13 protein-coding genes, 4 tRNA genes and 4 rRNA genes are annotated in these 26,746 nt (G+C 55.4%); 13 read left to right on the top strand and 8 right to left on the bottom strand.

Annotated features, from left to right (window positions below; genetic code table 11):
• The first annotated feature begins 5 nt into the window (after nt 1–5).
• Genes LINBF2_RS11840 through fdhF form a run of 3 tightly spaced genes read left to right on the top strand, consistent with a single transcriptional unit; the run spans nt 6 to nt 5,170 of the window.
• Nucleotides 6–602 carry a hypothetical protein gene (locus LINBF2_RS11840; RefSeq protein WP_281889126.1) on the top strand — a complete coding sequence of 199 codons (597 nt, stop codon included), beginning with the start codon at nt 6–8 and terminating at the stop codon, nt 600–602.
• Nucleotides 599–2,320, top strand: coding sequence for an NADH-ubiquinone oxidoreductase-F iron-sulfur binding region domain-containing protein (locus LINBF2_RS11835; RefSeq protein WP_281889124.1), 1,722 nt, complete (start codon nt 599–601; stop codon nt 2,318–2,320). The genes LINBF2_RS11840 and LINBF2_RS11835 overlap by 4 nt, the downstream gene beginning before the upstream one ends.
• Nucleotides 2,321–5,170 (top strand): formate dehydrogenase subunit alpha, encoded by a 2,850-nt coding sequence (fdhF, locus tag LINBF2_RS11830; RefSeq protein ID WP_281889122.1) that lies wholly within the window; start codon nt 2,321–2,323, stop codon nt 5,168–5,170. It abuts the gene before it with no gap.
• Here fdhF and LINBF2_RS11825 read toward each other — a convergent pair.
• A complete protein-coding gene (locus LINBF2_RS11825; RefSeq protein WP_281889120.1) occupies nt 5,160–7,253 on the bottom strand; it encodes a UvrD-helicase domain-containing protein in 2,094 nt (697 codons plus the stop codon). The two genes, fdhF and LINBF2_RS11825, sit on opposite strands and share 11 nt — an antisense overlap.
• A 74-nt stretch (nt 7,254–7,327) precedes the next feature.
• On the opposite strand from LINBF2_RS11825, the gene LINBF2_RS11820 reads away from it, so the two are divergent.
• On the top strand, nt 7,328–8,296 hold the full coding sequence (locus LINBF2_RS11820) for an AEC family transporter (RefSeq protein ID WP_281889118.1): 969 nt from the start codon (nt 7,328–7,330) through the stop codon (nt 8,294–8,296).
• Nucleotides 8,297–8,301: 5 nt separating this feature from the next.
• Here the strand turns inward: LINBF2_RS11820 and priA are convergent, their stop codons facing one another.
• The 4 genes from priA to LINBF2_RS11800 all read right to left on the bottom strand — a co-directional run bounded on the left by priA (nt 8,302) and on the right by LINBF2_RS11800 (nt 14,525).
• Nucleotides 8,302–10,485, bottom strand: a complete 2,184-nt coding sequence (gene priA / locus LINBF2_RS11815) for a primosomal protein N' (RefSeq protein ID WP_281889115.1) — start codon at nt 10,483–10,485, stop codon at nt 8,302–8,304.
• A gap of 347 nt (nt 10,486–10,832) precedes the next feature.
• A complete protein-coding gene (hemE, locus tag LINBF2_RS11810) occupies nt 10,833–11,939 on the bottom strand; it encodes a uroporphyrinogen decarboxylase (protein WP_281889113.1) in 1,107 nt (368 codons plus the stop codon).
• Between the two features lie 25 nt (nt 11,940–11,964).
• Nucleotides 11,965–12,369: a CoA-binding protein gene (locus tag LINBF2_RS11805; protein ID WP_281889111.1), complete on the bottom strand. Its 405-nt coding sequence runs from the start codon at nt 12,367–12,369 to the stop codon at nt 11,965–11,967.
• Complete coding sequence (locus LINBF2_RS11800) at nt 12,366–14,525, bottom strand: thioredoxin family protein (RefSeq protein WP_281889109.1); 2,160 nt, start codon at nt 14,523–14,525, stop codon at nt 12,366–12,368. The genes LINBF2_RS11805 and LINBF2_RS11800 overlap by 4 nt, the downstream gene beginning before the upstream one ends.
• A 71-nt stretch (nt 14,526–14,596) precedes the next feature.
• On the opposite strand from LINBF2_RS11800, the gene LINBF2_RS11795 reads away from it, so the two are divergent.
• Nucleotides 14,597–15,433: a creatininase family protein gene (locus LINBF2_RS11795; protein ID WP_281889107.1), complete on the top strand. Its 837-nt coding sequence runs from the start codon at nt 14,597–14,599 to the stop codon at nt 15,431–15,433.
• A gap of 46 nt (nt 15,434–15,479) precedes the next feature.
• Here LINBF2_RS11795 and LINBF2_RS11790 read toward each other — a convergent pair whose 3' ends face one another.
• The 3 genes from LINBF2_RS11790 to LINBF2_RS11780 all read right to left on the bottom strand — a co-directional run bounded on the left by LINBF2_RS11790 (nt 15,480) and on the right by LINBF2_RS11780 (nt 18,765).
• Nucleotides 15,480–16,148 (bottom strand): histidine phosphatase family protein, encoded by a 669-nt coding sequence (locus tag LINBF2_RS11790; protein WP_281889105.1) that lies wholly within the window; start codon nt 16,146–16,148, stop codon nt 15,480–15,482.
• Between the two features lie 92 nt (nt 16,149–16,240).
• Nucleotides 16,241–16,867, bottom strand: coding sequence for a LysE family translocator (locus LINBF2_RS11785; protein ID WP_281889103.1), 627 nt, complete (start codon nt 16,865–16,867; stop codon nt 16,241–16,243).
• Entirely contained in the window at nt 16,864–18,765 is a 1,902-nt protein-coding gene (locus LINBF2_RS11780) for an ATP-binding cassette domain-containing protein (protein WP_281889101.1), read from the bottom strand. The genes LINBF2_RS11785 and LINBF2_RS11780 overlap by 4 nt, the downstream gene beginning before the upstream one ends.
• Before the next feature lie 471 nt (nt 18,766–19,236).
• On the opposite strand from LINBF2_RS11780, the gene LINBF2_RS11775 reads away from it, so the two are divergent.
• The 8 genes from LINBF2_RS11775 to LINBF2_RS11740 all read left to right on the top strand — a co-directional run bounded on the left by LINBF2_RS11775 (nt 19,237) and on the right by LINBF2_RS11740 (nt 26,671).
• Nucleotides 19,237–20,771: ribosomal RNA gene (locus tag LINBF2_RS11775) — 16S ribosomal RNA — on the top strand.
• 99 nt (nt 20,772–20,870) lie between these two features.
• A tRNA-Ile gene (locus LINBF2_RS11770) sits at nt 20,871–20,947 on the top strand.
• Nucleotides 20,948–20,966: 19 nt separating this feature from the next.
• A tRNA-Ala gene (locus tag LINBF2_RS11765) sits at nt 20,967–21,042 on the top strand.
• A gap of 347 nt (nt 21,043–21,389) precedes the next feature.
• Nucleotides 21,390–24,268: ribosomal RNA gene (locus LINBF2_RS11760) — 23S ribosomal RNA — on the top strand.
• Nucleotides 24,269–24,381: 113 nt separating this feature from the next.
• Nucleotides 24,382–24,494 (top strand): 5S ribosomal RNA (gene rrf / locus LINBF2_RS11755).
• A 371-nt stretch (nt 24,495–24,865) separates the two neighbouring features.
• Nucleotides 24,866–26,400, top strand: a 16S ribosomal RNA gene (locus LINBF2_RS11750).
• Together the 16S, 23S and 5S rRNA genes with 4 tRNA genes alongside form the textbook arrangement of a ribosomal RNA operon.
• A gap of 99 nt (nt 26,401–26,499) precedes the next feature.
• Nucleotides 26,500–26,576: transfer RNA gene (locus LINBF2_RS11745), tRNA-Ile, on the top strand.
• A gap of 19 nt (nt 26,577–26,595) precedes the next feature.
• Nucleotides 26,596–26,671, top strand: a tRNA-Ala gene (locus LINBF2_RS11740).
• Nucleotides 26,672–26,746 lie beyond the last annotated feature (75 nt).

The following is a 26,746-nucleotide window of genomic DNA, read 5'->3' as shown; positions in this document are numbered from 1 at the left end:
ACCCTATGGGACAACTTGCTGACGCGTTTCACCTCACTGTCGATGTCCCCCTTTACTTGGTGAAACGCCCTCGTTTGTGGCGATTGTTTTTTGGACTCGTGTGTTTTTCGCTTGGATTTTCTTTTCTGTGGGTTCCGCAAGCGACAGCCTATTGGCAGTCGAAGCAACTTGGTGATCCACAGACCGCAGGGCTGATTTTTCTACTGCTTGGAATTTTTTATGCCGCCAAGTCGGCGCTCAACGATCTCCTGTATGTGCATCGGATCAGTTTTAGTAAAAACGGTGTGCATTTGGTTTGGAGTCATGCCCCGCAGATATTTGGTCGTCGTGCGCAAAAAGAACGTTTGTTTCAATGGTCCGATTTGGACACGTTGGCTTGGGTGGAGAGCAACCATGAACACGCATTGACGCAGCACCTAGAAATTGAGTTCAAAGAAATAATTGGACTGAACACAAGCCGCATTAAAGTTCTCGTCAGTGACGATCGAAACGCAGACCATTGCGAAAAATTAATTTCTTGCTTGCCAGACGCATTCACAGTCCCCGAGTGGCTTGACGTGGCAAGAAAGAAAAAACTCGGAGGCCTGGCCTCTTCCTCATGACTCATTCCGTATCAAATTCTTCTATTCCTAGCGTGGTGGTGGCCTCTGTGGACCAAATGCGAGAAGCGATTCGTCGCAAAGGCCAACTCAAAGGGCGACAGGTTGATGCGTTGTCGTTGCAAGAAGTGCGCGCGCTCATTGGCGAAGCGCCGCATCGCCGCGATGTGTTGATTGAGCATTTGCACAAGCTCAACGACACCTACCGTTGTTTGCACGACCGCCACTTGGTGGCCTTGGCCAATGAGATGAAACTGCCGATGGCCGAGGTGTTTGAGGTGGCCACTTTCTATCACCACTTCGAAGTGGTGCGTGGCGATGAAGCCGTGCCAGGGCTGACCGTGCGCGTGTGCGAGGGCCTGAGCTGTGAGCTTGCAGGCGCCAAGCAGTTAATCGACAAATTACCAGCCTTGCTAGGCAGCCCAGATGTGCGCGTGATCGCAGCCCCTTGTGTGGGCCGTTGCGAACAAGCGCCAGTGGCCGTGGTGCACCAAAACCCTGTGCCACATGCCACGCCTGAATTGGTGGCGGCCACTGTGAGCGCCAAGCAAACCCACCAAGCCATGACCGAGCATGTCGACTTCGAAGCCTATGTGGCCGATGGCGGCTACCGCTTGCTGGCCGACCTGCACACGGGCAAAGCGGATGCTGAGCAAGTGCTCAACGCCATGGAAGATTCAGGCCTGCGAGGCTTAGGAGGTGCAGGTTTTCCTGCCGGTCGTAAATGGCGCATCGTGCGCGAGCAACCTGCGCCACGTTTGATGGCGGTGAACATTGACGAGGGTGAGCCTGGCACTTTCAAAGACCGCACCTACCTAGAGCGTGACCCGCATCGTTTTTTAGAAGGTATGTTGGTGGCCGCCCACGTGGTGGGCATGGATGCGATTTACATCTATTTGCGTGATGAATACCACGGCTGTCGCGCGTTACTCACGCAAGCGTTGGCGCATTTACGAGCCAACCCACCATGCCCCTTGCCGCACATCGAGTTGCGTCGTGGCGCAGGTGCCTACATTTGCGGCGAAGAGTCCGCCATGATTGAAAGCATCGAAGGCAAGCGCGGTGAACCGCGTATGCGTCCCCCTTACATTGCGCAAGTGGGCTTGTTTGGCAGGCCCACGCTCGAACACAACTTTGAAACCCTGTATTGGGTGCGCGACATCGTGCAAAAAGGCGCGCACTGGTTCAGTGGCTTTGGTCGCCATGGCCGAAAAGGTTTGCGCAGCTTCAGTGTGAGCGGGCGCGTCAAGCAACCAGGCGTCAAGCTCGCACCTGCGGGCATCACGATTCAAGAATTGATTGACGAGTATTGCGGCGGCATGTTGGATGGCCATGCGCTCTATGCGTATCTCCCGGGCGGTGCATCGGGTGGCATCTTGCCTGCGCGCATGAATGACATTCCCTTGGACTTTGACACCTTGCAACCCTATGGTTGCTTTATTGGCTCTGCCGCAGTGATTGTGTTGAGTCAATACGATTCGGCGCGTGATGCAGCGCTGAACATGATGAACTTCTTTGCGCATGAAAGCTGTGGCCAGTGCACGCCGTGTCGTGTGGGCACGGCCAAGGCAGCGCAGCTGATGCAAGCCAAGGTGTGGGACAACGCCACCTTGGAAGATTTGAATCAGGTGATGACCGATGCTTCGATTTGCGGTTTGGGCCAAGCCGCACCCAACCCAGTTCGTTGTGTGCAACAGTACTTTCCAGAGGAGATCGTTTAAATGAACGCTCCGATCCAATCCGCAGATTTGATGCCTCAAACGGTGGAGTTCAAGCTCAACGACCAGCGTGTACAAACCTATGAGGGTGAAAGCATTCTGAAAGCAGCGCAGCGTCATGGCGTGGACATTCCCCACCTTTGCTACAAAGATGGCCTGCGTGCAGATGGCAACTGCCGTGCTTGTGTGGTGGAAATCAAAGGCGAGCGCACCTTGGCGCCTAGCTGCTGTCGCACAGCGACCGCAGGTCTCGAAGTGCTAGTGAGTGACCGAGCTATCAAGAGTCAGAAGATGGTGTTGGAGATGTTGCTGTCTGACATGCCTGATGTGGGGTACAAGTGGAACGATGAAGGACAACATGGTGAGTTGAGCGACTGGGCTTCTCGCTTGAATGTTTCAGTCCGACCTGAGTTGCGTGCGTTGCGCCGCGAACAACCCGCGTGCGATGTGTCACACCCTGCGATGGCAGTCAACTTAGATGCATGTATTCAGTGCAACCGCTGCGTGCGTGCTTGCCGTGAAGAACAAGTGAATGATGTGATTGGGTATGCCCACCGTGGTGCACACAGCCAAATCGTGTTTGATTTGAATGACGAGATGGGCAACAGCTCGTGTGTGGCGTGTGGTGAATGTGTGCAGGCTTGCCCCACGGGCGCGTTGATGCCGAAGACGCAAATAGGTTCGCAAGTGGTGGACAAACAAGTGGACTCGGTGTGTCCGTTCTGTGGCGTGGGTTGCTTGCTGACCTACAACGTGAAGGACAACAAGATTGTCAGCGTCGATGGCCGTGATGGACCTGCCAACCACAACCGTTTGTGTGTCAAAGGTCGCTTTGGTTTTGATTACATCCACAGTCCGCAGCGATTGACGGTGCCGTTGATTCGCAAAGTGGGTGTGCCCAAAGATCCCGCGCTCATTGGCCAACTCAACCACGATGCGGCTGATTGGTCACAGGTGTTTCGCGAGGCAACCTGGGAAGAGGCGTTGGCCTTGGGTGCGGGCCAACTCAAACACTTGCGTGACACCCATGGCAAAAAAGCTTTGGCAGGTTTTGGCTCGGCCAAGGGCACTAACGAAGAAGCGTATTTATTCCAAAAACTGGTGCGCACCGGCTTTGGTTCCAACAACGTGGACCACTGCACGCGCTTGTGCCACGCCTCCAGCGTGGCCGCGTTGTTAGAGGGCGTGGGCTCAGCTGCCGTGAGCAACCAAGTCAATGATGTGGAACACGCCGAGTTGATTTTTGTCATCGGCTCCAACCCCACGTCGAACCATCCGGTGGCCGCCACATGGATGAAGAACGCCGCCAAGCGCGGCGCCAAAATTGTGCTGGCTGACCCGCGTGTGACCGATATGGGCAAACACGCGTGGCGCACCTTGCAGTTCAAGCCCGACACCGATGTGGCGATGATCAATGCCTTGATCCACACAGTGATTGAAGAGGGCTTGGCAGATGAGGCGTTCATCCGTGATCGCGTCAACAACTACGAGGCCTTGAAAGCCAACGTTCAGGGCTACAGCCCCGAAGCCATGGCGCCGATTTGTGGCATTCCCGCAGAAACTTTGCGTGAAGTCGCGCGCGCGTTTGCCACTGCCAAGGGCGCCATGGTGCTGTGGGGCATGGGCGTGAGTCAGCACGTGCACGGCACCGACAACGCACGTTGCTTGATTGCTTTGGTGTCAGTCACGGGTCAAATCGGCAAGCCAGGCTCGGGCTTGCACCCGCTGCGCGGACAAAACAATGTGCAGGGTGCGAGTGATGCGGGCTTGATCCCCATGATGTATCCCAACTACCAGCGTGTCACCAACAAGGCCGCGCACGATTGGTTTGAAAAGTTTTGGGACACACCGCTGGACGACAAGCCGGGCTACACCGTGGTGGAGATCATGGGCAAGATCTTGGCCGATGACAGCGACCCGCACAAAGTGCGCGGCATGTACATCATGGGCGAAAACCCCGCCATGAGCGACCCTGATTTGAACCACGCACGCCACGCTTTGGCCTCACTAGAGCATCTGGTGGTGCAAGACATCTTCATGACCGAAACTGCGTGGCTCGCCGATGTGGTGTTGCCTGCCACCGCTTGGCCCGAGAAAACTGGCACGGTCAGCAACACCGACCGCATGGTGCAGCTGGGCCAACAAGCCATTGATCCACCCGGACAAGCCAAACCCGATTTGTGGATCATTCAACAAATCGCCAAACGCGTTGGCTTGAATTGGAACTACGCAGGCCAGGACAGCGGCGTGGCCGAGGTGTACGAGGAAATGCGCCAGGCCATGCATGCAGCCATCAGTGGCATCACATGGGAGCGTTTGCAACGCGAATCCAGCGTGACCTACCCTTGCTTGACGGCAGAAGATCCGGGCGAGCCCACCGTGTTCAAAGAGCACTTTGCCACCGACGATGGTCGAGTGCATTTGGTGCCCGCCGACATCATTCCGGCCAATGAGCGACCCGACAATGATTTCCCATTTGTGCTCATCACCGGTCGTCAGTTGGAACACTGGCACACCGGCAGCATGACGCGACGCGCCACCGTGCTCGACGCCATCGAGCCCATGGCCACGGCATCGATGTGCGTTGCCGATATGCAGCGTTTGAAAGTGGAAGCGGGGGATGTGATCACCATTGCCTCACGCCGTGGCCAAGTGACCTTGCGTGTGCGCCGTGATGACGGCACGCCGCAGGGAGCGGTGTTTGTGCCGTTTGCGTATTACGAAGCGGCTGCCAATTTGATGACCAATGCCGCGTTAGATCCTTTCGGAAAAATTCCCGAATTCAAATACTGCGCTGTGGCCATTCATGCCGGTGGCAGCTTGGCGGAGTCGCGGGGCTTTGCTACTTGTTAGCCGCGCTCTCGGCGGAGGCGGCGCTGGCGCGCTGAGCAAACTCTGCGCGTAAAGCTTTTAGTTTTTCGCGCGGGTCTTCTTTGACCGTGTCTTTGTTCAGATCCATCTCAGCAATGAAGCGGCTGGGCATGGCGGCAATCATGTCGCGGCCTTTTTTGCGACGGCGTGTCCAGCTCACGGCCAGTGAGCGCTGGGCGCGAGTGATGCCCACGTACATCAGGCGGCGTTCTTCTTGCAAACGCACGGCGATGTTTTCGTTGGTTTGTTCAGAGCCTGGTTCGTCATCGAGTTTGAAGGGCAGCATGCCCTCGGTCACGCCCACCAGCATGACGTGTGGCCACTCCAAACCTTTGGAGGCATGCAACGTAGAGAGCGTCACCACGTTTTGGTCTTTTTCGCGTTCGGTGAGCGTCGACAGCAGCGCAATGGTTTGCGCCACCTCTAGCAAGTTCTTGATTTCATTGCCAGTGGTCACGCCGGCGGTGTCGTCTATCTGTCCGCCACAGCGCTGGGCCATCCAGTCGCAAAACTCCATCACGTTGTTCCACTTTGAGGCTGCGGCTTTTTCGCTTTCTTCGGCGTCGTAGAGGTGTTTTTCGTAGCCGATGTCTTTGAGCCAGTCGTTCAAAAATGCTCGCGCGTCTTCTGCGCCAGTGGTGAGGCGGGCGCGGAACTCAAGGTCGTTCACGTAGCGGCCAAATTCGTGCAGGCTGCCCAAGGCGCGGGCATTGAGTACCGAGGGCAGACTGTTGCTGAACAGCGCTTCAAACATGCTGAGTTTGTATTGGCTGGCGAACTGGCCCAGCGCGGCCAAGGTTTGGTGGCCAATGCCGCGCTTAGGGGTGGTGACAGTGCGCAAGAACGCAGGGTCGTCATCGTTGTTGACCCACAGGCGCAGCCATGCGCACAGGTCACGAATTTCTGCACGGTCAAAAAAGCTTTGGCCGCCAGATACCTTGTATGGGATTTGCGCTTTGCGCAGCGCCTTTTCAAAAATGCGCGCTTGGTGGTTGGCGCGGTACAGCACGGCAAAGTCTTTGAGCTCTTTGAAGCCGCAGCTGCCAGCATCGGTGCCCTCGCGCAAAGACTGAATGCGCGCCACCACGCGTTCGGCTTCGTGTTCTTCGTTGTCGGCATCGACCACGCGCACGGGTTCACCTTCGCCCAGTTCGGAGAACAAGGTCTTAGGAAAGAGCTTGGGGTTGAGTTGAATGACGTTGTTGGCCGCGCGCAAGATAGCGCTGGTGGAGCGGTAGTTTTGCTCCAGCTTGATGACTTTCAATGTCGGAAAGTCTTGCGGCAATTTGCGCAAGTTATCCAGCGTGGCACCACGCCAGCCGTAGATGGACTGGTCGTCGTCGCCCACCGCAGTAAAGCGGGCGCTTGCGTGATCAGGCCCTACCAAACACTTGAGTACTTCGTACTGGGTGGCGTTGGTGTCTTGGTATTCGTCCACCAGCACATGGCCGAGCTGGGCTTGCCATTTGGCGCGCACCTCATCGTGCTCTTGCAGCAGCTTCAGGGGCATGCCGATGAGGTCATCAAAGTCCACGCTTTGGTAGGCGCTCAAACGCTCTTCGTAGCGCGCCATGATTTTGGCAATGATGCGTTCGTTGTCGTCTTTGGCCTGCGCCATCGCTTGGGCTGAATTGAGGCCCATGTTTTTCCACAAGCTGATGGTCCATTGCCATTGGCGTGCGGTGGCGATGTCGGTGGTGCCGCCTGCGTCTTTCAGGATGCCGGTCACATCGGCGCTGTCCATGATGCTGAACTGGGGCTTCAACCCCATCACGCCACCGTCTTGGCGCAACATGCGCACACCGAGTGCGTGGAAGGTGCAAATCAACACATCGTTGGCGGGTTTGCCAATCAAACCCTTGGCACGCTCACGCATTTCGGCGGCGGCTTTGTTGGTAAAGGTAATCGCCGCGATGCGTTTGGGCTCTAACCCCGTTTGAATGAGACGCCCAATCTTGTGCGTGATGACACGTGTTTTGCCAGAGCCCGCCCCCGCCAACACCAGACAAGGACCGTGCAAGAAATTGACGGCTTCTTGTTGCGCGAGATTCAGACCAGCAGACATTCGATATGCAGTTTATTGAGCGTGATGCGAAGCGGGCAATGATACCGACCTGCCCAGAAGGCAAAATAGCGGTTGTGCTGAATATTCTTCTTGTTACCTTTCCCTTCTTTGCGCTTGTATTGGCCGGTTTTGTGGCCGCACATCGGCGCATGCTCCCGCTGGATGCGATTCCCGGCCTCAATGGTTTTGTGCTGTTCTTTGCGCTGCCTTGCATGTTGTACCGATTCGGAGCGAGCACGCCCATCGTGCAACTGCTAGACCCCACCTTGTTCTTTGGCTATTTGTTTTGTTCATTGCTGATGGTGGGCTTTGTGGTGGCGGTGAGCTTGAACAAGCGCATCGGTTGGAACGATGCTGCATTCGGTGCCTTGGTGGGGGCGTTTCCCAACACGGGCTTCATGGGTGTACCTTTGCTGGTGGCGTTGCTCGGGGCTTCTGCTGCGGGCCCTGCCATCGTGACCATCGTGGTGGATTTGGTGTTCACCACTTCGTTGTGTATTGCCTTGTCGCGCTTAGATGGGGCCGACGAGCACGGTGCAAGCCGTGCCGCCAAAAACGCCCTTAAAGGTGTGTTGACCAATCCCATGCCTTGGGCCATCAGCTTGGGCGGCCTGTCGTCGGCGATGGATTGGCAGTTGGTCGGACCCGTGGCTAAGACCTTGGGGCTGTTGGCCGATGCCGCATCGCCTGTGGCCTTGTTCACCATTGGGGCGGTGCTGGCGCGCTCACAAATTCAAGTGAAGGACAGCGGCCATCCGCCTATTCTGTGGCGTGACTTTTTGCCTGTGGCCATTTTCAAATTGGTGTTGCACCCCGTGCTGGTCTTGCTGGTGCTGGCCGCTGCGGTGCAAATGGGTTTTCACATCGACCGCTTCGCCATGGTGGTGGTGGTGTTGGTGGCCGCTTTACCAAGTGCCAGCAATGTGGCGTTGCTAACCGAGCGCTTTGGGGCAGACACTGGACGCATCGCTATGATTATTTTGGTCAGCACGGCGGCCGCGTTTTTCACCTTCTCAGGTGCCGTCGCTTTGCTGAACGGCTAAGTTTCTTAAATCGCGAGCGGGTCTACATCCACCGCCCAGCGAATGACTTGCCGATGCGTGCTGCGCATCGCGTGCAAATCGGCCTGCCAATGCGCCAAGAAATGTTGCAGCGCTTTGCGTGAGGTGCACTCAATCAGCATTTGCGCACGTTCGATGTTGGCCACGCGCTGAATCGTCATCGGCACAGCCGGATACAAATCAACCAACAGTTCATCGGCCAGTGCCGCACCTGCATCGCGGGCTGCGTTTAAAAAACCTTGTGCGGCTTCTTGGCTGCGTGCTTCTGCGCGCACCAAGGCTTGGAAGCTGAAAGGCGGCAAAGTGGCCTGTTCGCGCTCTTTGAGCTGTTGTTCCGCAAATGCTGGATAGTCGTGTTGCTTGAGCGCTTCAAACAGCGGGTGCAGTGGGTGAAAGCTTTGCACCCACATTTCGCAGGGGCTGACCAAGCTCATGCTGGCGTCGCGTCCTGCACGTCCTGCGGCTTGCATGAGCAAGCTGAACAAACGCTCGGGCGCGCGGAAATCGCTGGAGAACAAAGCGCCGTCTGGGTTGAGCGCAGCCACTAAGGTGACGCGCCTGAAGTCGTGCCCCTTGGCAATCATTTGTGTACCCACCAGCACATCCACTGCGCCGGCGTGCACCTCGGCCAGCTGGCGCTCCAGCTCGCCTTTGAGGCGCGTGCTGTCGGCGTCGATGCGGGCAATGCGAATGGGCTCGCCGTCGGGTCGGCGCACATCGGCCAACAGCTCGGCCAAATGTTCTTCGAGTTGTTCGGTGCCTCGGCCCAAGGGACTGATGTCTAAATTGCCGCAGCTTGGGCACGCACGCGGCACGGGTTGTGTGAAGCCACAGTGGTGGCAGCGCAGCGTGCGGTCGAGTTTGTGGAATACGCGGTAGGCGCTGCAATGGGGGCATTCGCTTTTCCAGCCGCAGTCGTTGCAGTTGAGCACGGGCGCATAGCCTCGGCGGTTGAGCAGCACCAAGATTTGTTCGCCGCGCGTCACGCGCTCGCGCATGGCGTCGAGCAGGTGGTTGGAGAACACGGTTTTGTACGGCTGGCGGTTCATGTCCACGCGGCGCACCAAAGGCAAAGCACCTTGACCCACGCGTGAGGGCATGGCTAAGCGCATGTAGCGGCCTGCGGGTCCCGCGTCGGTGGCTGAGCGGCTGTGATGCCAACTTTCCAATGACGGCGTGGCCGAGCCCAAAATCACTTTCGCGCCTTCGAGTTGTCCGCGATAGATGGCGAGGTCACGTGCTGAGTAGCGCGCGCCTTCTTGCTGTTTGTAGCTCGGGTCGTGTTCCTCATCCACCACGATGAGCTGCAAATGCGGCATGGATGCAAACACGGCCATGCGCGTGCCCAACACAATGCGCGCCTCTCCGCTGTGTGCGGCAAGCCAGTTTTTCAGGCGCTGCGCTGGCGTGAGGCTGCTGTGCATGGACACCAAACAGTCGGTGCCCCACTGCGGGCAAAAGCGCGCGCGAAAGCGTTCTTCGAGTTGGGGCGTGAGGTTGATCTCGGGCACCATCACCAAAATTTGCGCGTGTGGGTCGCGTTCTAACTCCGCTTGTGCTGCACGCAAGTACACCTCGGTTTTGCCGCTGCCCGTGTTGCCAAACAACAAGAACGGACCTTTGTTGGCCGCGATGTCTGCCAGTACGTGGGCTTGCTCGTCGGTCGGTGTGGGTATGGTTTGCGTGTCACCTTCATAGGGCACGACGGCTTTGGGTTTGCGCTTTAAGCGGCGCGCCCACTGCTCGGTGCTGAGGTCGCGCAGTTGGCTGGGCAGTGCCGCTAAGGCCACCTCGCCGGCGCTGCGCTGGTAGTAGTGCGCGGCAAATTGCACCAGCTGGCGCCAGTGGGCGCTGAGCGGCGTGAGGCCTTCCAGCACGCTGGCGATGGCGCGCAGTTGCATGGCGGCTGGCGCTTGGTTTTGCAGCGATGGGTCATCGGGCATCAACAACGATGGCTGCTCGCTGGTGTTCGTGTTTGCGAGCGAGGCTTTATCGTCGTTTGGGGTGTCCGGCTCGGCCTCCCCCCACACCACGCCCAGCAACTCTCGGCTACCCAAAGGTACACGCACCAAGGTGCCAGGCGCGTGCGCTGCATCGCTTTCGTACGTGAGTGCGCCACCAATACCGCTGTGCGCGGGGGTGTGAACCATCACTGAAATTTGGTGCGACATGTCAAGCGGTGAGTTGGGGTGTTTTGCTCAGGTGTTTTGGCAGAAGAGGCTTTAAGTCGTTGATTTACAAAGGCTTCAGGGTAAACCCAGAATTTTTGTGGATAACTTTGTTGATATCTACGGTTGAGTGGCTCCGAAGGCCCATGAATCAAGGCTTTGAACAAACTGCCTCAAAAAAATGCAGGCGGAGAATCCTATATGAATCAATGACTTACGAGAAACTAAAGTTTTTCCAAATGCGGCAAAAGAAAAAACCAACTTGGTGCGCTGGCTCAACTTTTTTGTGCATAAGTGTGAAGTCGAAGTAAAACTTTTGGTGACTTGACACACGATTTCTTGAGTCGACTTTAAGGTTTTCGCAAGGCACGGGAGTAGCTGTGCACCGTCTCGACCAACACGCCCACGCTCTCCGGCGGGGTGAATTGGCTGATGCCGTGGCCCAAGTTGAAAATTTGGGTCGGGCCGGTGGTGGTTTTGTTGGTGTGGGGTTTGCCGAATGCGTCCAACACGCGGCGCGCTTCGGCGGCCAAGGCGTCAGCAGGGGCAAACAAAGCATTGGGGTCGAGGTTGCCTTGCAGGGCTTTGCCGGGGCCGCCTACTTGGCCGCCTACCTGTGCACGAGCTTTGGCGAGATTGACCGTCCAGTCCACGCCCAACACTTCGCAGTCGAGGTCGGCCATTTCGGGTAACCACAAGCCGCCGCCTTTGGTGAACACCAAGCGGGGAATGACCATGCCATCGTGCGAGCGCTTGAGCTGTGCCAACACGCGCTTGGTGTAGGCCATGCTGAACTGTTGGAACATGCCATCGGCCAGCACGCCACCCCAGCTGTCAAAAATCATCACGGCTTGCGCGCCGGCTTCGATTTGGGTGTTCAGGTACAGGGCCACTGCGTCGGCGTTGATTTCCAAAATGCGGTGCATCAGGTCGGGGCGGCTGTACATCAAGCTCTTGACTTGGCGGTAGTCGTCTGAGCCTGCGCCCTCGACCATGTAGCAAGCCAAAGTCCAAGGGCTGCCTGAGAAGCCAATCAAAGGTACACGGCCGTTCAAAGCTTTGCGAATGGAGGTGACGGCGTCAAACACATAGCGCAGCTTGGCCATGTCGGGCACAGCCAGCTCGTTGACGGCCGCTTCGTTGCGCACGTTCTTGGCGAAACGTGGGCCTTCGCCTTGGGCGAAAGACAGGCCTAAGCCCATGGCGTCGGGCACGGTCAAGATATCGCTGAACAAAATGGCGGCATCGAGCGGGTAGCGCTCCAGCGGCTGCAAGGTGACTTCGGTGGCGAAGTCGGTATTGGTAGCCAAGCCCATGAAGCTGCCTGCCTTGGCGCGTGTGGCGCAGTACTCGGGCAAGTAGCGGCCGGCTTGGCGCATGAGCCAAACGGGGGTGTGGTCGGTGGCTTGGCGCATGCAAGCGCGCAAAAAGGTGTCGTTTTGGAGTGGTGCAAACATGGCGACATTGTCGCCGAGGACCGGCCTAGCCCAATTGACGGTGCTCAACCATCAAGCAAAGGTTTTGCACCACGACCAAGCCTGCATCGGTGGCTTGTTTGGCTGCGTCGTCGTTCACCACACCGATTTGCAGCCACAGCGACTTGGCACCAATCGCGATGGCTTCTGCTGCGATGGGTGGGATGTCATCGGAATTGCGAAAACAGTTCACCATGTCGATGCGTTCGTGCTGCGCAGCTTCGGTGAGTGAGGCGTAGGCTTTTTCGCCCAACACTTCCGTAGCGTTGGGGTTGATGGGCACGATGCGAAAACCGTGGTCTTGCATGTACTGGGCCACCCGAAAACTGTCGCGGTGTGGCTTGGGCGAGAGGCCCACCACGGCGATGGTTTTGCAATCGGCAAGGCTTTGGTGAACGGCGGCTTGGGTCATGGTTGGGTCGCTGGCAAGGTGGCCAATGCTTCTTTCATCTTGTTCACGCTGAGCAACTCCGACAACACCAACGGCACTTTGCCTGGCGCGTACAGCACATACACAGGCACACCGCTGCGGCCCAGGGCGGTGAGCGCGGCTGTGATGGCGGGGTCACGGCGCGTCCAGTCGGCACGCATGAGCGTGACTTGGCGTGCTGCCAAGTCTGCCAACACGTCGCTATTTGAGAGCGTGGATTTTTTGTTGATTTGACAGGTCACGCACCAAGCGGCGGTGAAGTCCACAAACACGGGACGGCCTTGGGCCAAGCTTTGGGCCACGGCAGCTTCGGACCATGGTTGCCACATATTGGGTGTACTGCTCGTGGTTGCCGATGCGCTGCTGGCCGTGGTGATATTCGCTGGCGCTTTCAGTTCTTCCGCAAAGTTCAACGCGCCCCAAACCAAGATCGCTGCAATCAACCAAGCCAAACCACGTGCGGCCAGCGTGTGTTGTTTGAGCGACCAAATGAACGCGGCGAGCAACAGCAAACCGCCCAGCGCAAACATGGCGGCATCTAAGCTGGTTTGCTGGCCCAGCACCCACAGCAACCAAACGACGGTGGCCAACATGGGGAAGGCTAGGAGCTGGCGCAGCGTGACCATCCATGGGCCAGGGTGCGGTAACACGCGCGCAACCGCAGGCACGAAGCTCGCCAGCAAATAAGGCGCAGCAAGCCCCAAGCCCATCACCATAAAAATGCTCAACGCTTGCCAAGTAGGCAAGGTCATTGCCAGTCCTAACGAGGCACCCATGAATGGCGCGGTGCAAGGCGATGCCACCGCCACTGCCAGCACGCCTGACAGACCAGCGTCCATGACGGGGTGTTTGTATTGAAAGCTCGCCACGCGGGAGGGCAGTATTTGCCCAAATTCAAATAAGCCAAACAAGTTCAGCGCAATGAGTGTGAAGAAGGCTGCCAGCACGCTCACCACGGCGGGCGATTGCAACTGAAAGCCCCAGCCCAATTGCTCGCCTGCTGCACGCAGGGCCAATACGCCAGCGCCCAAGGCCAAAAAGCTCAACACCACACCTGCGGTGTAGGCCATGCCCGCCACGCGGTGTGCACGGTGGGCTCGGCTGTGTTGCGCAAAGCCCAGCAGTTTGATGGCCAGCACAGGCAACACGCAAGGCATGAGGTTGAGGATGAGGCCGCCCACAAATGCGCCTAGCAGTGCTAAGACAAAACCCACTGCGCCTTCGTCGCTAACGACAGGTGCGATGGCGGGAGCAGTGGCAGCTGGTAGCTCTGACACAGCAGGCCAGGCGTGCGTGACGGGCGCCGAAATCTCAAAGCCTTGTCGCGCAGCGCCCATGCCTGTCGTGAGTAAAAAGCCCACCTGTTTGGGGTTGTTCAAACGCAAATCGCTCAGGGGAAGCTGCACTGTCCACACGCCGTCTTGCCAAGCTTGGTTCGCCTGTGGGTGTTGTTCTGTGGCGGATTCCACCAGTTCTGGCGTGTTTGGAAACACGCTCATCATTTGCCCGTGCAGCGAGGCGGGCAGGCCGCTGACTTGCAGCACCAAACGCTGTGCTTCAAAACTTGTGGTGACTTTGGCGTTGGGTAGAGATTGAGGTTGCTGCGCTTGCAGCGCGTCGAACGCCGCAGCCTGGGGTGCGAAGCTGCTGTTGACGGGAATGCGCAGCGCAAAGTCGCCCTCTTGTGGAATGCATTCGAGTCGGCAGACCAGCCAGTTGGCGTGCACTTGCAGGTCTAGCGTTTGCGAAGCGTTGGGTTTGAACGCTTGGGTCACGGCCAGGGGCACGGCCAGCAGCACGGTTTTCTCAAAGCCGTAGTTGGTGAGGTTGCCGGCATTGAGTTTGTGCGGCAGTGGCCATTGCACCTCACCCGCGGTGATGCCTGCCGGCAGATTGAGTTCAATTTGCGTGGGCAGGCCCGAGTCGCCAGGGTTGCGCCAGTAGGTGTGCCACTCGGGCTGGTGTGTGAGCTGCAAGCCCACCCACATAGGCTGACCTGCTTGCAGACCTTGTGGTGCGTGCGCGACTAACTCGGCACGTAGCTGCGGTGTGCTGACCACGGCGGTGGGCACACCTTGCGCCCATGCCGAGCCGAGCAGGCCAACGGCCCATAAAACACATGAGATGAGTTTGAACATGCGCCAGATGTTACCTAGCCGCAGCCGCGCGCGTGCAGCAGGTCTAGAGGAGGGAAAGTAAGATGGCGTTTATGACTGCGAACACCAGCACACACACCGCCCAAGCTTTGGCCTCGCACCGTTGGGCCGAGCTCAACACGCGTGACTTTGCCGCGCTTGACCCCGCACGCACCGTGGTCGTGTTGCCCCTTGGTGCAACCGAACAACATGGGCCACACCTGCCTTTATCAGTAGACACCGTGCTGGTGGATGGCGTGGTTAATGCCGCGCTGGGGCATTTGGCGGCAACTGACCCCGTGTTGGTGTTGCCCACACAAACCGTGGGTTTGAGCACGGAGCACACGGCGTTTGCCGGCACCTTGCATTTATCACCCCAAACGCTGATTCAGCTCTGGTGCGACATTGGCGCATCGGTGGCGCGTGCGGGTGTGAAGAAGCTGCTGATGTTCAACGCCCACGGCGGCAATGTGGGGCTGATGGATGTGGTGGCACGCGAGCTGCGCGCGCAGCATGGCTTGATTGTTTACAGCAGCAGTTGGTACAACCTGCCGCTGGATGCGGATGTGATGGGTCAGTTCTCAGCGGATGAGCACCGCTTTGGCATCCATGCGGGCGACATAGAAACCTCGATGATGCTGGCGCTGTCGCCAGCCAGCGTGAACATGGCTGAGGCGCAAAACTTTGCATCCACCTCACAAGACCGTGCCAAGCACTATGTGGTGTTGGGCAACGGCAAAAGCGCCAAACTCGGCTGGCACATGCAGGACTACAACCCACAGGGCGCCGCGGGCAATGCCGCTGCAGCCACAGCCGCCAAGGGCGAGGCCCTGGTGCACAGTGCCGGCGAGCAACTGGCGCTGTTGCTCAAAGAACTCATTGCGTTGCCGTTGACCACTGTTCGCGTGTGAGACTTGCTGTGGCGAGAGCCAAGGCAAGCGCAGGCGTCAGTAGACCTTAAGCGAACGTCACCCAGTCTTTGTGGCTGGGTGTTTCCAAGTGCGGCAGGCTGTTAAAACTCAGCAGACTGTGTCGCTTCGTGCTAAAGCTCAACTCTGTCACGGCTGTGTTGCGCAGCCGCATGTTCAGCTCAATGCTGGTTTCTGGGCTGGTACGCAGCACATGTGCCACGGCAGTAGCGATCGGCCCGCCGCTGGACACCAACAATACATTTCCTGCGTGCTGCTGGCGAATGTGGTCCAAAGCTGATGTGACCCCTTTGGCAAACTCAGCGTAGCTAGGCATGCCCTGCGGGCTGACCACCCCAGCCATCCATTGCGTGAGGCCATCGCGCAGCAAACGGAAATGTTGTTTGTAGCCTTCAGGCGTGGTGGGCTTGACTAACTCGCCCGGCTGAATGGCGCGAATGATGGCATCAGCGTCGTATTCATTTAGGCCCGGCCACACCGCGGCTTCGTGCTGCGTGCCCATCCCCGCTTGAATGCCCGCCAAGGTTTGCGCATGGCGCTTGAGTGCGCCGGTGATGACCGCTTCAAAAGTGATGCCCTGTGTACGCCAGTGTTCGCCCAAGCGTTGGCTTTGCTGTTGTCCCAAGGGGCTGAGCTGGTCATAGTCGGCGGCGCCTAGAGAGGCTTGCCCGTGTCGCACTAAGTAAAGGTGTCCCATGGCTGTGAAGTCTGTTGTTTGTCCTCATTTTGAGGATGGGGCGTCAGAGTTGCAGTCGCGGCAGAGACCCTCAGTCACGTGCGCGGCACGGCTTAAGCTGCTTGCAGTGCGGCAGAGCGAACCATCCACACCACTGTGCCCAAAAGCGCCAAGGCCATGATGCGGTTGAACCATTGCAGCCGTTGGGCAGTGTCGTTGGGGCCGCGCAGCCAATGGCGCAAGCTGGCTCCTATCCATGCATAGGTCAGGTTGCTGGTGAGTCCAAAGAACATGAAGATGGGCAAGGTTTCCAGAAGTCTTGCCACGGTGTCGTCATGGCCAATGACCCAGCCACTCACCACCGACAAAGCCAAGAACCACGCTTTGATGTTGATGAATTGCAGCATCACGCCATGTTTGAAACCCACGACGGGGCCAATTGCCGCTTCACTCAAATGCTGCGTGTTCGCTAGTTTCCAAGCCAGCCATAACAAGTACAAAACACCCGCCGCCAGTAGGCCCCAACGCAGCGGTGGGTAGCCCAGCACCATCACGCCTAAGCCGGCAGCATTGAGCACTAGCAGCAGGCCCCAGCCTGCGGGTACAGCGCATACAAAAGGCAGCGCACGACGCAGTCCGTGGTTGGCTGCAATCGTGGCCGACAGGGCGGTGTTGGGCCCCGGTGTGAAGGTGCCCACGGTGGCGAGGGCAATCAAGGCAAATAGTTCTTCGCTGCTCATGCAGGCGAGGATAGTTGCTCCCAACGCTCTAGGGCTGTCATCAGCGCGTCTTCAATTTCGGTATCGCGTTTGTGGATTTGCGCAACTTTGGCGGGGTCGCTGGCGTAGAGGCTGTTGTCGCTTAATGCGGCTTGGGTTTCTTTGTGTTCTGCTTCTAGTGAGGCAATGAGTTCTGGCAGAGCTTCCAACTCGCGCTGCTCTTTGTAGCTCAGCTTGCGGGTTTTGGCAGTGCTGGAAGCTGCTGCCGCCGCCGTGGGCTTGGGAGCTTCTGCTGCTTTGGTAGCCACAGGTGCGGCAGGCTTGGCTTGCGGTGCAAGGCTGCGTGCGCGTTCAGATTGGATGAGCCAGTCTTGCACGCCGCCTTCGTATTCGCGCCAGAAGCCGGGGTTGTCGTCGGTGGCTTCAAACACCAAGGTGCTGGTGGCCACGTTGTCGAGGAAGGTGCGGTCATGGCTGACGATGAACACGGTGCCGTTGTAGTTTTGCAGAAGCTCTTCGAGCAGCTCTAGCGTGTCAATGTCCAAGTCGTTGGTGGGTTCGTCCAGCACCAGCACGTTGGCTGGGCGTGCAAACAAACGAGCCAACAGCAAGCGGTTGCGTTCGCCACCTGACAACGAGCGCACGGGCGATGTGGCGCGTGACGGCGAGAACAAGAAGTCGTCTAAGTAGCTTTTGACGTGCTTGCGTTGCGTGCCGATTTCGATCCATTCGCTGCCTGGGCTGATGAAGTCTTCCAGCGAAGCATCCATGTCTAGGCCGTTGCGCATTTGGTCAAAGTACGCCACCTGTAAGTTGGCGCCTTGGCGAATCTTGCCGCTGTCGGCTTCGAGCTCGCCCAAGATCATTTTCAGTAAGGTGGATTTGCCAGCGCCATTGGGGCCGATCAGACCAATCTTGTCGCCGCGCAAGAAAGTTGCTGAGAAGTTCTTGGTAATGACTTTGCCTCCAAAGGCTTTGTCCACCTCGGTGAGCTCGGCCACGATCTTGCCTGTTGGAGCACCGCTGGCCACGTCGAGCTTGACACGTCCCACAGCGTCGCGACGGGCTTCGCGCTGGGCGCGTAAGGCTTCGAGTCGACCAATGCGGCTTTGGCTGCGCGTACGGCGGGCTTCCACGCCTTTGCGAATCCACACTTCCTCGCCAGCCAGTAGTTTGTCGGCCTTGGCGTTGATGACGGCTTCTTGCGCGGCTTGTTCTTCCTTTTGGAGTTGGTATTGCGAGAAGTTACCGGGATAGGTCAGCAAATGGCCGCGGTCTAACTCGACGATACGCGTGGCAACCTTGTCCAAGAAGGAACGGTCATGCGTGATGGTGATGATGCTGCCCTTGAAGTCAATCAAGAGTTGTTCGAGCCACTCAATGCTGTCGAGGTCCAAGTGGTTGGTAGGCTCGTCTAGTAAGAGCACATCAGGCGATGTAACCAACGCTTGTGCCAACGCCACACGTTTCAGGGTACCGCCCGAGAGCGCATTGATACGCGCATCAGGGTCAAGGTGCAAGCGGTGCAAAGTTTCTTGCACGCGCTGCTCCCAGTTCCATCCATCAAACATTTCAATCTCGTTTTGCATGGCTGTGAGGTCTCCCTCGCCAGCGCAGTACTGTTCAATCAGGTGGATGATGCGGGCTAAGCCTGCACTGACAGACTCAAACACGGATGCATTGCTGTCGAGTTGTGGCTCTTGGGCGACGTAGGTGACGCGCAGGCCTTGTTGCACGCGCAGATCACCATCGTCAGGCTTCTCTATTCCGCCTAGGATGCGTAAGAGAGATGATTTGCCAGCGCCATTGCGGCCAATCAGGCCAACGCGCTCAGCTGTTTCAAGGGAAAACTCTGCGTGATCAAGAAGAGCGACGTGCCCAAAAGCGAGTTGGGCGTTCTGTAGGGTAATTAAAGACATGCTCCATTATCAAGGGCTGCCTACAGGCGGCTTCTTATCTATAAGTGTGATGGATGCGAAGAGGGTTCAAAAGAGTAAATGTGAAGTTTTTCTAAAATAGTTGCGCGCGGTTTAAAAGTAGTGCTATACTGACAGGCTTCGCTGATAAGAACTGTTTAGGGTTTACCAGAAACAAGTTAGCGGAGGCGGTTAGAAAAGATTTTTAAAATTTCTTCGAAATGTTCAAAAATCCGATGTATACTGCAAGGCTTCGCTGATCGCAGCGTAGTTGCTCAAGTAGTTGAGTGGTTCATTAAAAACATACAGCCGATAAGCGTGGGCGTTTGATGGTGATTGCCAAGTTCTTTAGGAACTTAGCTTTAATTAGCTAACAAACGCTCATGAAGTAAAAAAGATGTGAAATTCGTCAAAGAAAATCACGTCGATTCCAATTTATGAGTTGGTCGAAAGACCGAAAAAATTATCAAGATCGAACTATAGAGTTTGATCCTGGCTCAGATTGAACGCTGGCGGAATGCTTTACACATGCAAGTCGAACGGCAGCACGGACTTCGGTCTGGTGGCGAGTGGCGAACGGGTGAGTAATATATCGGAACGTGCCCAGTCGTGGGGGATAACGTAGTGAAAATTACGCTAATACCGCATACGATCTAAGGATGAAAGCGGGGGATCGCAAGACCTCGCGCGATTGGAGCGGCCGATATCAGATTAGGTAGTTGGTGAGGTAAAGGCTCACCAAGCCAACGATCTGTAGCTGGTCTGAGAGGACGACCAGCCACACTGGAACTGAGACACGGTCCAGACTCCTACGGGAGGCAGCAGTGGGGAATTTTGGACAATGGACGCAAGTCTGATCCAGCCATTCCGCGTGCAGGACGAAGGCCTTCGGGTTGTAAACTGCTTTTGTACAGAACGAAAAGGTCTCTATTAATACTAGGGGCTCATGACGGTACTGTAAGAATAAGCACCGGCTAACTACGTGCCAGCAGCCGCGGTAATACGTAGGGTGCAAGCGTTAATCGGAATTACTGGGCGTAAAGCGTGCGCAGGCGGTTATATAAGACAGATGTGAAATCCCCGGGCTCAACCTGGGAACTGCATTTGTGACTGTATAGCTGGAGTGCGGCAGAGGGGGATGGAATTCCGCGTGTAGCAGTGAAATGCGTAGATATGCGGAGGAACACCGATGGCGAAGGCAATCCCCTGGGCCTGCACTGACGCTCATGCACGAAAGCGTGGGGAGCAAACAGGATTAGATACCCTGGTAGTCCACGCCCTAAACGATGTCAACTGGTTGTTGGGTCTTCACTGACTCAGTAACGAAGCTAACGCGTGAAGTTGACCGCCTGGGGAGTACGGCCGCAAGGTTGAAACTCAAAGGAATTGACGGGGACCCGCACAAGCGGTGGATGATGTGGTTTAATTCGATGCAACGCGAAAAACCTTACCCACCTTTGACATGTACGGAATTCGCCAGAGATGGCTTAGTGCTCGAAAGAGAACCGTAACACAGGTGCTGCATGGCTGTCGTCAGCTCGTGTCGTGAGATGTTGGGTTAAGTCCCGCAACGAGCGCAACCCTTGTCATTAGTTGCTACATTTAGTTGGGCACTCTAATGAGACTGCCGGTGACAAACCGGAGGAAGGTGGGGATGACGTCAAGTCCTCATGGCCCTTATAGGTGGGGCTACACACGTCATACAATGGCTGGTACAAAGGGTTGCCAACCCGCGAGGGGGAGCTAATCCCATAAAACCAGTCGTAGTCCGGATCGCAGTCTGCAACTCGACTGCGTGAAGTCGGAATCGCTAGTAATCGTGGATCAGAATGTCACGGTGAATACGTTCCCGGGTCTTGTACACACCGCCCGTCACACCATGGGAGCGGGTTCTGCCAGAAGTAGTTAGCCTAACCGTAAGGAGGGCGATTACCACGGCAGGGTTCGTGACTGGGGTGAAGTCGTAACAAGGTAGCCGTATCGGAAGGTGCGGCTGGATCACCTCCTTTCTGGAAAACTGCAATCTAAATTGAACGTCCACACTTATCGGTTGTTTTGAAGGTTGTCGTCGATTAAGCTCAGATAGCTGAGTAAGTCGCGACCGGCTTGGGTCTGTAGCTCAGTTGGTTAGAGCACTGTGTTGATAACGCAGGGGTCGTTGGTTCGATTCCAACCAGACCCACCAAACGTCTAAGTGATTCATTGGGGGATTAGCTCAGCTGGGAGAGCACCTGCTTTGCAAGCAGGGGGTCGTCGGTTCGATCCCGTCATCCTCCACCATTTATTCATTCAACAACAAAGCAGCTTCTGTTGAGGCTTCTTTGTTGTTGATCGATATTGATTGATTAACTAGGCTGTTCATTAAAAATTCATAGAGTAGATATCAGAGTTACTAGCGGAAACTGCACATTCGTAAAGGTTTAGTGCAGACCGTGCCGCTAGTAACATTTTTGATTGCGTCAAAACGAATATTCAAATTTCAATTTGGATTTCAAGTAATGACGAATGTTCTTTAATAGCGATATTGAAGGATTATTCATATTACGGCATAACGCGACAGGTGAGAGACCTGTCAAATCAGTCCTTGAAAACAATTTTTGATCTCGAAAGAGGCGTCAAAGTTATAGGGTCAAGTGACTAAGAGCATATGGTGGATGCCTTGGCAATGATAGGCGACGAAAGACGTGATAGCCTGCGATAAGCTTCGGGGAGCTGGCAAATTAGCTTTGATCCGGAGATTTCTGAATGGGGAAACCTTACCGAAAGGTAATCCTGCAGTGAATACATAGCTGCAGGAGGCGAACCGGGTGAACTGAAACATCTCAGTAGCTCGAGGAAAAGACATCAACCGAGATTCCGAAAGTAGTGGCGAGCGAAATCGGAGAAGCCTGCTAGTGATAGCACAAGACTTAACGGAACAACCTGGAAAGGTTGACTATAGAGGGTGATAGTCCCGTACGTGAAAAGACCTGTGTGGTACTAAGCTAGCGATAAGTAGGGCGGGACACGTGTAATCCTGTCTGAATATGGGGGGACCATCCTCCAAGGCTAAATACTCATCATTGACCGATAGTGAACTAGTACCGTGAGGGAAAGGCGAAAAGAACCCCGGGAGGGGAGTGAAATAGATCCTGAAACCGTATGCTTACAAAAAGTAGGAGCCTCGTAAGGGGTGACTGCGTACCTTTTGTATAATGGGTCAGCGACTTACATTCAGTGGCAAGGTTAACCGAATAGGGAAGCCGTAGAGAAATCGAGTCCGAATAGGGCGAATTAGTCGCTGGGTGTAGACCCGAAACCAAGTGATCTATCCATGGGCAGGATGAAGGTGCCGTAACAGGTACTGGAGGTCCGAACCGACTAATGTTGCAAAATTAGCGGATGACCTGTGGATAGGGGTGAAAGGCTAAACAAACTTGGAAATAGCTGGTTCTCTCCGAAAACTATTTAGGTAGTGCCTCAAGTATTACCTGCGGGGGTAGAGCACTGTTTTGGCTAGGGGGTCATGGCGACTTACCAAACCAATGCAAACTCCGAATACCGCAGAGTACAGCTTGGGAGACAGAGCACCGGGTGCTAACGTCCGGACTCAAGAGGGAAACAACCCAGACCGCCAGCTAAGGTCCCTAAAATTGGCTAAGTGGGAAACGAAGTGGGAAGGCTAAAACAGTCAGGATGTTGGCTTAGAAGCAGCCATCATTTAAAGAAAGCGTAATAGCTCACTGATCGAGTCGTCCTGCGCGGAAGATGTAACGGGGCTAAGCCAGTTACCGAAGCTGCGGATTTGCAATTTATTGCAAGTGGTAGGAGAGCGTTCTGTAAGCCTGTGAAGGTGCGTTGTAAAGCGTGCTGGAGGTATCAGAAGTGCGAATGCTGACATGAGTAGCGTTAAAGGGGGTGAAAAGCCCCCTCGCCGTAAGCGCAAGGTTTTCTACGCAACGTTCATCGGCGTAGAGTGAGTCGGCCCCTAAGGCGAGGCAGAGATGCGTAGTTGATGGGAAACAGGTAAATATTCCTGTACCGATGTGTAGTGCGATGTGGGGACGGAGAAGGTTAGCTCAGCAGACTGTTGGATATGTCTGTTCAAGCCTGTAGTCGTGCCTGGTAGGTAAATCCGCCGGGCTTAGATGAGGGGTGATAACGAGGATGCTTGCATCCGAAGTGAGTGATACCCTGCTTCCAGGAAAAGCCACTAAGCTTCAGCTACACACGACCGTACCGCAAACCGACACTGGTGCGCGAGATGAGTATTCTAAGGCGCTTGAGAGAACTCAGGAGAAGGAACTCGGCAAATTGACACCGTAACTTCGGAAGAAGGTGTGCCTTTAGTATGTGAACCTGTACAAGGGGAGCAGAATGAGGCCTCAGAGAATCGGTGGCTGCGACTGTTTAATAAAAACACAGCACTCTGCAAACACGAAAGTGGACGTATAGGGTGTGACGCCTGCCCGGTGCTGGAAGATTAAATGATGGGGTGCAAGCTCTTGATTGAAGTCCCAGTAAACGGCGGCCGTAACTATAACGGTCCTAAGGTAGCGAAATTCCTTGTCGGGTAAGTTCCGACCTGCACGAATGGCGTAACGATGGCCACACTGTCTCCTCCTGAGACTCAGCGAAGTTGAAATGTTTGTGATGATGCAATCTCCCCGCGGAAAGACGGAAAGACCCCATGAACCTTTACTGTAGCTTTGTATTGGATTTTGAACGGATCTGTGTAGGATAGGTGGGAGGCTTTGAAGCCGGGACGCTAGTCTCGGTGGAGCCAACGTTGAAATACCACCCTGGTGCGTTTGAGGTTCTAACCTAGGTCCATTATCTGGATCGGGGACAGTGCATGGTAGGCAGTTTGACTGGGGCGGTCTCCTCCCAAAGCGTAACGGAGGAGTTCGAAGGTACGCTAGTTACGGTCGGACATCGTGATGATAGTGCAATGGCATAAGCGTGCTTAACTGCGAGACTGACAAGTCGAGCAGATACGAAAGTAGGACATAGTGATCCGGTGGTTCTGTATGGAAGGGCCATCGCTCAACGGATAAAAGGTACTCTGGGGATAACAGGCTGATACCGCCCAAGAGTTCATATCGACGGCGGTGTTTGGCACCTCGATGTCGGCTCATCTCATCCTGGGGCTGTAGCCGGTCCCAAGGGTATGGCTGTTCGCCATTTAAAGAGGTACGTGAGCTGGGTTTAAAACGTCGTGAGACAGTTTGGTCCCTATCTTCCGTGGGCGCTGCAGATTTGAGGAAGCCTGCTCCTAGTACGAGAGGACCGGAGTGGACACACCTCTGGTGTATCGGTTGTCACGCCAGTGGCATTGCCGAGTAGCTATGTGTGGAAGAGATAACCGCTGAAAGCATCTAAGCGGGAAACTCGTTTCAAGATGAGATCTGCCGGGGCCTTGAGCCCCCTAAAGAGTCGTTCAAGACCAGGACGTTGATAGGTCAGGTGTGGAAGCGTAGTAATACGTTAAGCTAACTGATACTAATTGCTCGTGCGACTTGACCCTATAACTTTGATCTATTGATCAAGGAAGTTATGCCAAGTGACGCATTCAAAATAAATCTGATATTGCTCTATGAATTCGTCGCCTTGATTTGATCAAGGTGACAACAAGTTATGCCTGATGACCATAGCAAGTTGGTACCACTCCTTCCCATCCCGAACAGGACCGTGAAACGACTTAGCGCCGATGATAGTGCGGGTTCCCGTGTGAAAGTAGGACATCGTCAGGCTATTACAGCCTCAGAAACCCCCGCTCGATTGAGTGGGGGTTTTTGTTCCCAGGCTCTCTACCTAAGGGTAGAGATGTTTGGAGATTCTTCTAAACGAAAAATCTCCAAACATTTGCAAAGTGGCACTTAGTTGTGCTATACTGCAAGGCTTCGCTGATCGCAGCGTAGTTGCTCAAGTAGTTGAGTGGTTCATTAAAAACATACAGCCGATAAGCGTGGGCGTTTGATGGTGATTGCCAAGTTCTTTAGGAACTTAGCTTTAATTAGCTAACAAACGCTCATGAAGTAAAAAAGATGTGAAATTCGTCAAAGAAAATCACGTCGATTCCAATTTATGAGTTGGTCGAAAGACCGAAAAAATTATCAAGATCGAACTATAGAGTTTGATCCTGGCTCAGATTGAACGCTGGCGGAATGCTTTACACATGCAAGTCGAACGGCAGCACGGACTTCGGTCTGGTGGCGAGTGGCGAACGGGTGAGTAATATATCGGAACGTGCCCAGTCGTGGGGGATAACGTAGTGAAAATTACGCTAATACCGCATACGATCTAAGGATGAAAGCGGGGGATCGCAAGACCTCGCGCGATTGGAGCGGCCGATATCAGATTAGGTAGTTGGTGAGGTAAAGGCTCACCAAGCCAACGATCTGTAGCTGGTCTGAGAGGACGACCAGCCACACTGGAACTGAGACACGGTCCAGACTCCTACGGGAGGCAGCAGTGGGGAATTTTGGACAATGGACGCAAGTCTGATCCAGCCATTCCGCGTGCAGGACGAAGGCCTTCGGGTTGTAAACTGCTTTTGTACAGAACGAAAAGGTCTCTATTAATACTAGGGGCTCATGACGGTACTGTAAGAATAAGCACCGGCTAACTACGTGCCAGCAGCCGCGGTAATACGTAGGGTGCAAGCGTTAATCGGAATTACTGGGCGTAAAGCGTGCGCAGGCGGTTATATAAGACAGATGTGAAATCCCCGGGCTCAACCTGGGAACTGCATTTGTGACTGTATAGCTGGAGTGCGGCAGAGGGGGATGGAATTCCGCGTGTAGCAGTGAAATGCGTAGATATGCGGAGGAACACCGATGGCGAAGGCAATCCCCTGGGCCTGCACTGACGCTCATGCACGAAAGCGTGGGGAGCAAACAGGATTAGATACCCTGGTAGTCCACGCCCTAAACGATGTCAACTGGTTGTTGGGTCTTCACTGACTCAGTAACGAAGCTAACGCGTGAAGTTGACCGCCTGGGGAGTACGGCCGCAAGGTTGAAACTCAAAGGAATTGACGGGGACCCGCACAAGCGGTGGATGATGTGGTTTAATTCGATGCAACGCGAAAAACCTTACCCACCTTTGACATGTACGGAATTCGCCAGAGATGGCTTAGTGCTCGAAAGAGAACCGTAACACAGGTGCTGCATGGCTGTCGTCAGCTCGTGTCGTGAGATGTTGGGTTAAGTCCCGCAACGAGCGCAACCCTTGTCATTAGTTGCTACATTTAGTTGGGCACTCTAATGAGACTGCCGGTGACAAACCGGAGGAAGGTGGGGATGACGTCAAGTCCTCATGGCCCTTATAGGTGGGGCTACACACGTCATACAATGGCTGGTACAAAGGGTTGCCAACCCGCGAGGGGGAGCTAATCCCATAAAACCAGTCGTAGTCCGGATCGCAGTCTGCAACTCGACTGCGTGAAGTCGGAATCGCTAGTAATCGTGGATCAGAATGTCACGGTGAATACGTTCCCGGGTCTTGTACACACCGCCCGTCACACCATGGGAGCGGGTTCTGCCAGAAGTAGTTAGCCTAACCGTAAGGAGGGCGATTACCACGGCAGGGTTCGTGACTGGGGTGAAGTCGTAACAAGGTAGCCGTATCGGAAGGTGCGGCTGGATCACCTCCTTTCTGGAAAACTGCAATCTAAATTGAACGTCCACACTTATCGGTTGTTTTGAAGGTTGTCGTCGATTAAGCTCAGATAGCTGAGTAAGTCGCGACCGGCTTGGGTCTGTAGCTCAGTTGGTTAGAGCACTGTGTTGATAACGCAGGGGTCGTTGGTTCGATTCCAACCAGACCCACCAAACGTCTAAGTGATTCATTGGGGGATTAGCTCAGCTGGGAGAGCACCTGCTTTGCAAGCAGGGGGTCGTCGGTTCGATCCCGTCATCCTCCACCATTTATTCATTCAACAACAAAGCAGCTTCTGTTGAGGCTTCTTTGTTGTTGATCGATATTGATTGATTAACTAGGC

The sequence above is a fragment of the Limnohabitans sp. TEGF004 genome (genome assembly GCF_027924965.1).
Classification (GTDB): domain Bacteria; phylum Pseudomonadota; class Gammaproteobacteria; order Burkholderiales; family Burkholderiaceae_C; genus Limnohabitans.
This window is presented reverse-complemented; position numbering and strand designations above follow the sequence as displayed.